At 71.6% G+C, this 10,796-nt stretch carries 9 protein-coding genes and 2 pseudogenes; 8 read left to right on the top strand and 3 right to left on the bottom strand.

The window, feature by feature from the left end; translation table 11 throughout:
• The 6 genes and pseudogenes from CR470_RS30820 to CR470_RS30845 form a co-directional block, all read left to right on the top strand.
• Window positions 1-1,816 (top strand): annotated as a pseudogene (locus tag CR470_RS30820) (hypothetical protein); the annotation flags it as partial.
• A gap of 181 nt (window positions 1,817-1,997) precedes the next feature.
• Window positions 1,998-2,936, top strand: coding sequence for a cellulose-binding protein (locus CR470_RS30825; RefSeq protein WP_097870774.1), 939 nt, complete (start codon window positions 1,998-2,000; stop codon window positions 2,934-2,936).
• 84 nt (window positions 2,937-3,020) lie between these two features.
• Window positions 3,021-4,016 carry an ABC transporter ATP-binding protein gene (locus tag CR470_RS30830; RefSeq protein WP_097870775.1) on the top strand — a complete coding sequence of 332 codons (996 nt, stop codon included), beginning with the start codon at window positions 3,021-3,023 and terminating at the stop codon, window positions 4,014-4,016.
• A gap of 5 nt (window positions 4,017-4,021) precedes the next feature.
• Complete coding sequence (locus CR470_RS30835; protein ID WP_097870782.1) at window positions 4,022-4,801, top strand: ABC transporter permease subunit; 780 nt, start codon at window positions 4,022-4,024, stop codon at window positions 4,799-4,801.
• Between the two features lie 150 nt (window positions 4,802-4,951).
• Window positions 4,952-6,091 (top strand): ABC transporter ATP-binding protein, encoded by a 1,140-nt coding sequence (locus tag CR470_RS30840; RefSeq protein WP_097870776.1) that lies wholly within the window; start codon window positions 4,952-4,954, stop codon window positions 6,089-6,091.
• The gene (locus CR470_RS30845) at window positions 6,088-6,936 is read left to right on the top strand and encodes an ABC transporter permease subunit (RefSeq protein WP_097870777.1); all 849 of its coding nucleotides are present in this window, start codon (window positions 6,088-6,090) and stop codon (window positions 6,934-6,936) included. The genes CR470_RS30840 and CR470_RS30845 overlap by 4 nt, the downstream gene beginning before the upstream one ends.
• 69 nt (window positions 6,937-7,005) lie before the next feature.
• Here the strand turns inward: CR470_RS30845 and CR470_RS30850 are convergent, their stop codons facing one another.
• Window positions 7,006-7,335 carry an ATP/GTP-binding protein gene (locus tag CR470_RS30850; RefSeq protein ID WP_097870778.1) on the bottom strand — a complete coding sequence of 110 codons (330 nt, stop codon included), beginning with the start codon at window positions 7,333-7,335 and terminating at the stop codon, window positions 7,006-7,008.
• 210 nt (window positions 7,336-7,545) lie between these two features.
• Here CR470_RS30850 and CR470_RS30855 point away from each other — a divergent pair, with 210 nt between their 5' ends.
• Window positions 7,546-8,595 (top strand): LLM class flavin-dependent oxidoreductase, encoded by a 1,050-nt coding sequence (locus CR470_RS30855; protein ID WP_097870779.1) that lies wholly within the window; start codon window positions 7,546-7,548, stop codon window positions 8,593-8,595.
• Window positions 8,596-8,727: 132 nt separating this feature from the next.
• Here the strand turns inward: CR470_RS30855 and CR470_RS30860 are convergent, their stop codons facing one another.
• On the bottom strand, window positions 8,728-9,120 hold the full coding sequence (locus tag CR470_RS30860) for an SCO5389 family protein (RefSeq protein WP_097870780.1): 393 nt from the start codon (window positions 9,118-9,120) through the stop codon (window positions 8,728-8,730).
• A 273-nt stretch (window positions 9,121-9,393) separates the two neighbouring features.
• On the opposite strand from CR470_RS30860, the gene nucS reads away from it, so the two are divergent.
• Complete coding sequence (gene nucS / locus CR470_RS30865; RefSeq protein ID WP_097870781.1) at window positions 9,394-10,065, top strand: endonuclease NucS; 672 nt, start codon at window positions 9,394-9,396, stop codon at window positions 10,063-10,065.
• Between the two features lie 110 nt (window positions 10,066-10,175).
• On the opposite strand, the pseudogene CR470_RS30870 reads toward nucS, so the two are convergent.
• Window positions 10,176-10,796 (bottom strand): annotated as a pseudogene (locus CR470_RS30870) (ATP-binding protein); the annotation flags it as partial.

Genomic DNA, 10,796 nt, shown 5'->3' on the forward strand with positions numbered 1-10,796 from the left:
AGATGTGTATAAGAGACAGACGCTGACCGCCGCCCAGGAGGAGGCCACGCGCCGCCGCCGGGAGGCCGAGGAGATCCTCGGCGCGGCCCGGACCGAGGCGGAGCAGGAGCGCGAGCGGGCCCGCGAGCAGAGCGAGGAGCTGCTCGCCTCCGCCCGCAAGCGGGTCGAGGAGGCCCAGGCCGAGGCCGACCGCCTCGTCGAGGAGGCGGACGCCCGGGCGGCCGAGCTGGTCTCGACGGCGGAGCAGACGGCCCAGCAGGTACGGGACTCCGTCGCGGGTCTGCAGGAGCAGGCCGAGGAGGAGATCGCCGGGCTGCGCTCGACGGCCGAGCATGTCGCGGAGCGCACCCGGAGCGAGGCGCAGGAGGAGGCGGACCGGGTCCGCGCCGACGCGCACGCGGAGCGGGAGCGTGCCTCCGACGACGCGGTCCGGCTGCGCCGGGAGGCGAACGAGGAGGCGGCCCGTCTCCGACGGGAGGCCGAGGAGGAGACCGACGCCGCGAAGGCGCTGGCCGAGCGTACGGTCTCCGAGGCGATCAGCGAGTCGGAGCGGCTGCGCGCGGACACCTCCGAGTACAGCCAGCGGATGCGCACCGAGGCGTCCGACGCGCTGGCGTCGGCGGAACAGGACGCGTCGAAGGCCCGTGCCGAGGCCCGGCAGGACGCCAACCGGATCCGTTCGGAGGCGGCGGCCCAGTCGGACCGGCTGATGGCCGAGTCGGCCAACGAGAGCGAACGCATCCGCAACGAGGCGGCCCAGGCCTCCGAGCAGCTCGTCGTCGAGGCCACCACGGAGGCCAACCGCCGCCGGGCCGAGTCCACCGAGCAGGCGGACCGGATGCTGGCCGAGGCGACCGGCGAGTCCGAGCGGCTGCGCGCGGAGGCGGCCGAGCGGCTCGGCTCCGCGCAGGAACACGCGGCCCGCACCCGCGAGGAGGCCGAACGGCTGCGCGCGGAGGCGGAGTCGGCGGCCGAGCAGCTGCGTTCGGAGGCGCGACAGGAGGCGGACCGGGTGCTGGACGAGGCCCGCGAGGCGGCGGCCAAGCGCCGGGCGGACGCGGCCGAGCAGGCGGACCAGCTCATCAACAAGGCGCGGGAAGAGGCGCTGCGTACGGCCACCGAGGCCGAGGGGCAGGCCGACACGATGGTCGGCGCGGCCCGCAAGGAGGCCGTGCGCATCACCTCGGAGGCGACCGTCGAGGGCAACACCCTGGTCGAGCGCGCCCGTACCGACGCCGACGAACTGCTCGTCGGCGCGCGGCGCGACGCGACGGCGATCCGGGATCGGGCAGAGGAGCTGCGGGCCCGGCTGGAGAGCGAGATCGAGGAGCTGCACGAGCGGGCCCGCCGGGAGACGTCCGAGCAGATGAAGACCGCCGGCGAGCGCGTCGACAACCTGATGAAGGCGGCGACCGAGCAGCGCGACGAGGCCGAGGCGAAGGCCAAGGAGCTGATGGCTCAGGCCAATTCGGAGGCGAGCAAGGTCCGTATCGCCGCGGTGAAACGGGCCGAGTCGCTGCTGAAGGAGGCCGAGGCCAAGAAGGCCGGACTGATCCGCGAGGCGGAGAAGCTGCGCGCCGACGCCGAGGCCGAGGCCAAGCAGACGGTCGACGAGGGCAAGCGCGAGCTGGACGTCCTGGTGCGCAGGCGCGAGGACATCAACGCGGAGATCTCCCGTGTCCAGGACGTGCTGGAGGCGTTGGAGTCTTTCGAGGCTCCGACCGGGGGCGGGAAACCGGCCGGCGGTTCCGCGGGGGGCGCCAAGGCTCCGGCGGCGGCGGGCACGCGATCGGGGGGTAAGTCGTCCGAGCGGTAGCCGATGCCGGTATGCCGCGCTTCGTCATGGACATTCAACCCTCAGTGGCAAGCGCTCCGGGGGTCAGCCACTCAAAAGGGGTGTCATTCTCCAGATCAAACCGGCATCTGCACGCTGACACGCCGCCATGGCCCCTAGGATTCCCCCTATCACCTCACCGGTCTCATTCGACAGGAACCTCATGAGTGACCCTTCCTCCCCCTTCGGCTTCGAGCTCGTGCGACGTGGCTACGACCGCGGTCAGGTGGACGACCGCATCAGCAAGCTCGTCGCCGACCGTGACAGTGCTCTGGCCCGAATCACCTCTCTGGAAAAGCGCATCGAGGAGCTTCACCTCGAGACGCAGAACGCCCAGGCCCAGGTAAACGACGCCGAGCCGTCGTACGCCGGTCTCGGTGCCCGTGTCGAGAAGATTCTCCGCCTCGCCGAGGAGGAGGCCAAGGACCTGCGTGAGGAGGCCCGTCGCGCGGCCGAGCAGCACCGTGAGCTGGCCGAGTCGGCGGCCCAGCAGGTGCGCAACGACGCCGAGTCGTTCGCCGCCGAGCGCAAGGCGAAGGCCGAGGACGAGGGCGTCCGGATCGTCGAGAAGGCCCAGGGCGAGGCGAACACGCTGCGCACCGACGCCCAGAAGGACGCCCAGCAGAAGCGCGAGGAGGCCGACGCCCTCTTCGAGGAGACCCGCGCCAAGGCCGCCCAGGCCGCGGCCGACTTCGAGACCAACCTCGCCAAGCGTCGCGAGCAGTCGGAGCGCGACCTCGCGTCCCGCCAGGCCAAGGCCGAGAAGCGTCTCGCCGAGATCGAGCACCGTGCCGAACAGCTCCGCCTGGAGGCCGAGAAGCTCCGCACGGACGCCGAGCGCCGGGCCCGCCAGACGGTGGAGACCGCCCAGCGCCAGGCCGAGGACATCGTCGCCGACGCCAACGCCAAGGCCGACCGGATCCGCAGCGAATCGGAGCGCGAGCTGGCGGCGCTCACCAACCGCCGCGACTCGATCAACGCGCAGCTGACCAACGTCCGCGAGATGCTGGCGACGTTGACCGGCGCCGCCGTGGCCGCGGCCGGCTCCCCGGTGGAGGACGATTCCGCCACCCACGGCGTTCCGGCCCAGCAGACCCGCTGACCCCCGGCGCGCGTAGTACCTCCGTGTGCGCCCGGTTCCGCCTTTGTGGTGGCGCCGGGCGCTCGGGCGTTCTAGCGTGAACGCATGATCGAGCTCGAGGGACTCACCAAACGATTCGGCAGCAAGGTCGCCGTCGATCATTTGTCGTGTCAGGTCAGACCGGGCATCGTGACCGGCTTCCTCGGCCCGAACGGGGCGGGCAAGTCCACCACGATGCGGATGATGCTCGATCTCGACAACCCGACCAGCGGTACGGTGCGCATCGACGGCAAGCACTACCGCGATCTCCAGGAACCGCTGAAGTACATCGGGGCGCTCCTCGACGCCAAGGCGATGCACGGCGGCCGCAGCGCGTACAACAACCTGCTGTGCCTGGCGCAGAGCAACCGCATCCCCAGCAGCCGGGTCGACGAGGTCCTCGACATGGTCGGCCTGAGCGCGGTGGCGAAGAAGAAGTCCAAGGGGTTCTCCCTCGGCATGGGCCAGCGGCTCGGCATCGCGTCCGCGCTGCTGGGCGATCCCGAGATCCTGATGTTCGACGAGCCGGTCAACGGACTGGACCCCGAGGGCATCCACTGGATCCGCAATCTGATGAAGGCGCTCGCCTCGGAGGGCCGGACGATCTTCGTCTCCTCCCACCTGATGAGCGAAATGGCGCTGACCGCCGACCATTTGATCGTGATCGGCCAGGGCAAGCTGCTCGCCGACACCTCGATGGCGGACTTCATCCACGAGAACTCCCGCAGCTACGCCCGGCTGCGCTCCCCGCAGCAGGAACGGCTGCGGGACGTGCTGCACCAGGAGGGCTTCACCGTCGTGGAGACGGCGGGCGGCGTCCTGGAGATCGACGGCGCCACCACCGAGGAGTTGGGCGAGCTGGCCGCCCGGCACCAACTGGTGCTGCACGAGCTGAGCTCCCAGCGGGCCTCCCTGGAGGAGGCGTTCATGCAGATGACCGCCGGTTCGGTGGAGTACCACGCCCATGCGGAACGGGACCCGGCGGCCGAACCACCACCGGTGGGAGCCGGCTGGGGCGAGAGCTGGAACAAGCCCGACGGCACCGACGGCAAGGGGGCGTGACGACCATGGCATCGGTACCCGCGGTTCTCACCTCGGAATGGACCAAGATCCGGTCGGTCTCCTCGACCATCTGGACCCTCATCTCCGCGTTCGTCGTCACGGTCGCGATGGGCGCGGCGCTCGCCGCCCTGCTGAACGCCACGTTCGACGACCTCTCCGAGGCCGAGCAGGCCACGTTCGACCCGACCTTCATCAGCTTCTCCGGGACCGTTCTCGGCCAGCTCGCGATGGTGGTGTTCGGGGTACTCGTCGTCGGCACCGAGTACAGCTCCGGCATGATCCGCACCTCGCTGGCGGCGGTGCCCCAGCGCGCGACGTTCCTCCTCGGCAAGATCACGGTCGCCGGTGTGCTGGCCCTCGTCGTGGGGCTGCTCACCAGCTTCGTCTCGTTCTTCCTCGGGCAGGCCATGCTCGGCGACCGGGGTACCGACCTCGGCGCGGAGAACGTGCTGCGCGCGGTCGTGGGCGGCGGGCTCTACATGGGGCTGATCGCGATCTTCTCCATGGGGGTGGCGGCGATGCTGCGCAGTTCCATGCTGTCGCTCGGCATCCTGATGCCGTTCTTCTTCCTGGTCTCGCAGATCCTCGCGGCGGTGCCGGGCGCCAAGAGCGTCGCCCGGTACTTCCCCGACCAGGCCGGTTCGAAGATCATGCAGGTCGTCCCGGAGGCGATGAACAGCGATCCGGCCCCGTACGGCCCCTGGGCGGGGCTCGGGATCATGGCGCTCTGGGTGCTGGCGGCGGTGCTCGGCGGCGTTCTGGTCCTGAAGAACCGGGACGCGTGAGAGGCGCCCCCCATACCGGTGACGGCCCGGTAGCGGGCTGTGCTCAACTTGGCCGGAACCGTCAGCGCCTGGTTATCCTCCTAACTCCAACGGGGGTGCGTGGCGCGTGCCCGAGCCCCGAACGACAGAGTGAGTCGATGGGGCTGGAGAATGATCGAGGCAGTCGGCCTGACCAAGCGCTACGGCGCGAAGACGGCCGTGGACGACCTTTCCTTCCAGGTGCGGCCGGGGGCCGTCACCGGCTTCCTCGGTCCCAACGGGTCGGGCAAGTCCACGACCATGCGCATGATCCTCGGCCTGGACCGCCCCACCGCAGGTCACGTCACGATCGGCGGCCACCCCTACCGCAACCTGCCGAACGCCCCGCGCCAGGTGGGCGCGCTGCTGGACGCCAAGGGCGTGCACGGCGGTCGCACCGCCCGCAACCACCTGCTGTCCCTGGCCCAGCTGGCCGGCATCCCGGCGGCCCGGGTCGATGAGGTGCTGGGCGTCGTCGGCCTCCAGGACGTCGCCAAGCAGCGTTCCAGGGGCTTCTCGCTCGGGATGGGGCAGCGGCTCGGGATCGCGGCGGCGCTGCTCGGCGATCCGCAGGTGCTGCTGTTCGACGAGCCGGTCAACGGTCTCGATCCGGAGGGCATCCACTGGGTCCGCAATCTGATGAAGGCGCTCGCCGCCGAAGGGCGCACGGTCTTCGTCTCGTCCCACCTGATGAGCGAGATGGCCCTCACCGCCGACCGTCTGATCGTGATCGGGCGCGGCCGGCTGCTCTCCGACATGAGCGTCACGGACTTCATCTCCGCCAACTCCGCCGACTTCGCCCGGGTCCGGGTGCCGGACGACGGCCCCGAGGAGCGGCAGAAGCTGACGGCCTCGCTCATCGAGGCGGGCGGCCGGGTCATGACGGAGCCGGGCGGGGCGCTGCGGGTCACCGGGCTGCCGCTGCCGCGGATCAGCGACCTGGCCCACGGGTGCGACGTACGGCTCTGGGAGCTGTCGCCGCACCAGGCCTCCCTGGAGGAGGCGTACATGCGCCTCACGCAGGGCCTGGTGGACTACCGCTCGACGGACGACGCCAAGGCGGGTCTCGTGGAGCCGCTCCCCCAGGAGGCGTACGGGAGCGGCGACGGCTACGCGTATCCCGAGCCGGTGGAGGTGCCGCAGGAGGGCTGGTACGCCCCGCCGCCGCCCGCGCCGGGCCGGAGCCCCGTACCCGCCGCGCCCTCCCCCGCTCCAGCCGAGCCCTCTTCCGCCGCTCCGGCCGGAGAGCAGACGAGCAAGGACCCCCGATGACGACGCCGGCCACCCCGCAGGCCCACCAGCAGGCGCCGGACGCCGGCCCGCCGGGCTCCTACGAGTCGCCGATCCCGATCCGGCCCGCCACCCTCGGCGGCGCGGTCGCCTCGGAGTGGACCAAGATCCGTTCCGTGCGCGCCACGATCTGGACGCTCGGCGTGATGATCGTGCTGATGCTGACGATCGGGCTCGGCACCGCGCTGCTGGTCGCGGCGGACGGCGGCACCATTCAGAACGAGCCGGTTCTGGGCCTCGGCTTCTTCGGGGTGCTGCTGGGCTCGATCTGTGTGATCACGCTCGGTGTGCTGACCATCGGATCCGAGTACAGCACCGGCATGATCCGTACGACGCTGACAGCCTGCCCGAGCCGGGGCCGGGTGCTCGCGGCGAAGGCGATCGTCTTCGCCGCGCTGGCCTTCGCCGTCACGACGGTGACCGCCACGGTCGTGGCGGGGCTCCAGAGCCTGATCCTCGACGGCGCTCCCGCGTCGGCCGGCGACTGGCTGCGCGGCACGGTCGGGATCGGGCTCTACATCGCGGCCCTCGGCCTGCTGTCGCTCGGGATCGGCGCGATCGTGCGGCACTCGGCCGGCGCGATCACCATCATGATCGGCGTGGTGCTGCTGCCGCTGGTCCTCGCGCTGTTCATGTTCGCCGACAGTCTGCGGGGCGTTCAGCGCTTCCTGCTCGACTACTCGATCCCCAACCAGATCGGCGCTCTGTACAACACGACGATCAGCACGTCCGGCCCGTCCGGCTGGGAGCCGCTGCTGCTGATGCTGGGCCTGGCCGCCGCGGCTCTGGGCGGGGCGGTCGCGATACTGAACCGGCGCGACGTCTGAGGGGCGACACGACGTCTGGGGCCGTGCAAGGTCCGAGGGGCCGTGCGACGCCTGAGGGGCCGGCCGCCCTCAGTAGCGCGGAGCGTTCCGGGACCGCTGCACCCTGGTGGTGCGGCGGTCCCTCGCGTTCCAGCACGCCTTGTGCCAGTGCCTGCGGTCGTCGATGCCGCCGAACTCGGGCCAGGTCACGAGGTGCGGGACCCCGGAGGGGATCTCCTGGTCGCAGCCGGGGCACCGGTACCGCTTGCCCTGGGCGCTCGCGCCGCTGACCGGGCGCACCGACCACTCCTCGCCCTGCCAGCTCTCGGTGGCCCCTCCCCCGCCGTACCTGCCGGGCGCCGAGCCGGGACGTTCGTCGGGAATCTCGCCGCCACGGGGACGGTTACGGCGCGGGGACACAGGACACCTCACGGGGCGGATCGGACACGGTCGCCCAAGCCTAGAGCCTGGCGTCGGGGGCGGCGGTCGGGCGGCCCGGCGGCCCGGTTCGGCAGTGGGGTGAGTTAGCGGAAAATCGCAACAACTTCCTCCTGGACCGTGCCTTTGGCACGTGTCAGACGTTGTTGCCGGTGGGGGAGAAACGCGTCGGCCGCAAGGAGGCAATAGGCGATGCGCATCGGAACGTTCGTTCTGGCAGCCCAGTTCCCGGGACAGGGGCCGGGTGAGGCCCTGCACCGGGCCGTCCGGTCCACCGAGGTCGCGGAGGAGAGCGGTCTCGACTCGGTCTGGCTGGCCGAGCACCACTTCGTGCCGTACGGGGTCTGCCCGTCCGCGACCACGCTGGCAGCGCTGCTGCTGGGCCGCACCCGCAGAATCCGGGTCGGCACGGCGGTCAGCGTGCTGCCCAACCACCATCCGGTCGCGCTCGCCGAGCAGGCCGCGCTGCTGCATCTGACCAGTGGCGGCCGCTTCTCGCTCGGGGTGGGCCGGGGCGGTCCGTGGGTGGACCTGGAAGTGTTCGGCGGCGGTCTCGACGCGTACGAGAACGGCTTCCCCGAGGCGCTCGGACTGGTGCTCGACTGGCTGCGGGAGCCGCGCGTCGCGGGGCGCGGCGAGCGGTTCGGCTTCCGCGAGGTGGCGGTGGTGCCGCGCGCCGACGAGCTGCTGGAGGGCCCGGCGGACGCGGGGCCGGGTGCCACGGGGCCCGAGGTCGTCGTGGCGTGCACCTCGCCGAAGAGCGTGCGGCTCGCGGCCCGGCAGGCGCTCCCGATGCTGCTGGGCATGCACTGCGGGGACGAGGAGAAGGTGGAGATGGCCGCTCTGTGGCGTACAGCCGCCCGGGAGGCCGGCCATCCGCCCGAGGTGGTGGAGGGTGCCGCACATGTGTCCGCCGGGGTGGCGCAGATCGAGGACGGCGCCGGGGAGGCCACGGAGATGCTGGTCAAGTCGATGCCCGGCTGGCTGCGCCAGGGGCTCGACGCCCATGTCACGGTCGACGGCAGGCACCGCGTGATGCGGGACCCCGTCGCGTACACGGAACTGCTCTGCGGGCTGCACCCGGTGGGCCCGCCGCGGCTGGCGGCCGACCGGCTGGCGGCCACGGCCGAGCGCACCGGGATCACGCGCTTCGCCCTCCTGGTGGAGGGGTCGGGCGATCTCGCGGCGACCGAGGAGAACGTCCGGCGGCTGGGCGCCGACGTGCTGCCGCTGCTCACCTGACCTGCCCTGACCCGAGCTGACCTGCCGGTGTTTCTCTCGGAGACCTCTGTGGGACCTGTGGTGCGGTGGTACAGGAGCTGCCGCCCCGGAGCCAGTTGCACCTCCCGTGGCCCGGGGCGGCAGCAGAAGCGTTCAGCAGTCCCGTAGTTCGGGCGACTGGTTGAGCAACTGGCCCCTCACCGAGGTGAACTTGGCCAGCCGGTCGTCGACCGAGGCGTCCAGCGGGAACACCGCGACGCGGTGGCAGTTCTGGAATGCGATGCGCACTCCGAAGTGCCGCTGGAGCGCGCCGCGTATCGCATCACTCGCGAGCGCGCGCAGCAGCTGACCACGTGCCTCCTCGTCCGGCGGCGGCGTCTGGTTGTCGGCGAACTGTCCACCGTCGACCTTCAGCTGAGCCACCAGGGAGCTGATCATCTCCCAGGCGAAGGGCAGGGAGGTCCGGACGCAGTCGACGAAGTCGGCTTCGTCGACCTCGCCTCGCTCGGCCTGTTCCAACAGCGCCGGTGAGACGTCGAGCGACATGGGTTCTCCTCTCGCGACCCCGGACAACGGCCGGGGCCTTACGGGCAGGGAAGGGGGCGGCGACGACGCAGCGTGCACGGACGGCGACCTCCTGCTTCCACGGTAAGCGCGCAGTCGGGGCCGCACCAGGAGATTGGGAACACAACCGGCCAATAACGAAGGGTCGCAAAGAGGGGCAACCCCGCATCGCCCCGAGGCGGTGTGCACCGAGTGACGGGGGCGACGGGTGGGGAAATCGCGCGGAGCCCCCGTCGTCGAGTAGCGTTGCCGACCATGCGTCTCGTCATCGCCCGTTGCTCCGTGGACTACGCGGGCCGGCTCACAGCCCACCTGCCCTCCGCCCCCCGACTGATCCTGGTGAAGGCGGACGGAAGCGTCTCCATCCACGCCGACGACCGGGCGTACAAACCGCTCAACTGGATGTCCCCGCCGTGCACCCTGAAGGAGGGCGCCGACGGTGAGGAAGGCGTCTGGACCGTGGTGAACAAGGCGGGCGAAAAACTGATCATCACGATGGAGGAAGTCCTCCACGACTCGTCGTACGAGCTGGGCGTCGACCCGGGGCTCATCAAGGACGGCGTGGAAGCGCACCTCCAGGAGCTGCTCGCGGACCGGATGGAGATCCTCGGCGAGGGTCACACCCTGATCCGCCGCGAATACCCCACCGCCATCGGGCCGGTGGACATCCTGTGCCGGGACGCGAACGGGCAGACGGTGGCCGTGGAGCTGAAGCGGCGCGGTGACATCGACGGGGTCGAGCAGCTGACACGCTATCTGGAGCTGCTGAACCGCGACCCGCACCTCGCGCCGGTCCGGGGCGTCTTCGCCGCGCAGGAGATCAAGCCGCAGGCCCGGGTACTGGCGACGGACCGCGGCATCGGCTGCCTGGTCCTGGACTACGACGCGATGCGGGGCATCGAGGACGACAAGCTGCGGCTGTTCTGAGCAACGACCGGCTGCGGCTGCTCCGGGCAGCGGCGTCAACGAGGGCCGGGCGGCTCACGCGGAAGAAGCGTGAGCCGCCCGGCCCTCGTACGTCCAGCCGTCCGACCGGCTCAGACCGCCGGTTCGGTGGCGGCCTCGGACTCGGGGGCGCTCGCCGACTCGACGGGGCCGACCGCGGAGGAGGAACCCTGGGCGGGGGGCGGGGGCGGGGGCTCGTCGGTGGGCGTCTCGGTCGGCGTTTCGCTCTCCGACCCGGACGGCGTGGGGTCCGGGCTCTCGCTGTCGCTCTCGCTCGCCGTGGGCTTGGGCGAGGTCTTCGTCGGCGTGGGCTCGCTCGGGGAGCTGCTGCTCCCGCCGTCCGTCGGATCCTCCGTCCCCGGCGACGTACCGCTCGACGTGGAGGCGCTCGGGGACGGGGAGCCGGACGTGCTGGGGCTCGCCGAACCCGAGGGGCCGGGGGTCGTGGCCGTCTCGGCGCCGGCCGTCTCCCCGGCCGGGGCGGAGTCACCCGTGGGCTCGTCCGTGGGCAGGCCGTCGTCGGTCGGGTCCTCGGTGTCCGTCTGCTCGGTGGTGACGTTGCGGCTGCCCGGCTCGTCGCCGTCGCCCGCGGTGACGCCGAGCGTGACGACGGTGCCGAGCACCGCGATCAGCACGGCGCCCGCGCCCGCGGCGGCCAGGTTGCGCCGGGCTCCGCCCAGGACCTGTCTCTTATACACATCTCTGATGGCGCG

This window comes from Streptomyces sp. rh34 (assembly GCF_002551245.1).
Taxonomy (GTDB): domain Bacteria; phylum Actinomycetota; class Actinomycetes; order Streptomycetales; family Streptomycetaceae; genus Streptomyces.

What these genes read in the sequence shown, in the direction of transcription:
- CR470_RS30825 (WP_097870774.1), top strand. Translation starts at nt 1,998, where the DNA reads ATGAGTGACCCTTCCTCCCCCTTCGGCTTCGAGCTCGTGCGACGTGGC.
- CR470_RS30830 (WP_097870775.1), top strand. Translation starts at nt 3,021, where the DNA reads ATGATCGAGCTCGAGGGACTCACCAAACGATTCGGCAGCAAGGTCGCC.
- CR470_RS30835 (WP_097870782.1), top strand. Translation starts at nt 4,022, where the DNA reads ATGGCATCGGTACCCGCGGTTCTCACCTCGGAATGGACCAAGATCCGG.
- CR470_RS30840 (WP_097870776.1), top strand. Translation starts at nt 4,952, where the DNA reads ATGATCGAGGCAGTCGGCCTGACCAAGCGCTACGGCGCGAAGACGGCC.
- CR470_RS30845 (WP_097870777.1), top strand. Translation starts at nt 6,088, where the DNA reads ATGACGACGCCGGCCACCCCGCAGGCCCACCAGCAGGCGCCGGACGCC.
- CR470_RS30855 (WP_097870779.1), top strand. Translation starts at nt 7,546, where the DNA reads ATGCGCATCGGAACGTTCGTTCTGGCAGCCCAGTTCCCGGGACAGGGG.
- CR470_RS30860 (WP_097870780.1), bottom strand. Translation starts at nt 9,120, where the DNA reads ATGTCGCTCGACGTCTCACCGGCGCTGTTGGAACAGGCCGAGCGAGGC.
- nucS (WP_097870781.1), top strand. Translation starts at nt 9,394, where the DNA reads ATGCGTCTCGTCATCGCCCGTTGCTCCGTGGACTACGCGGGCCGGCTC.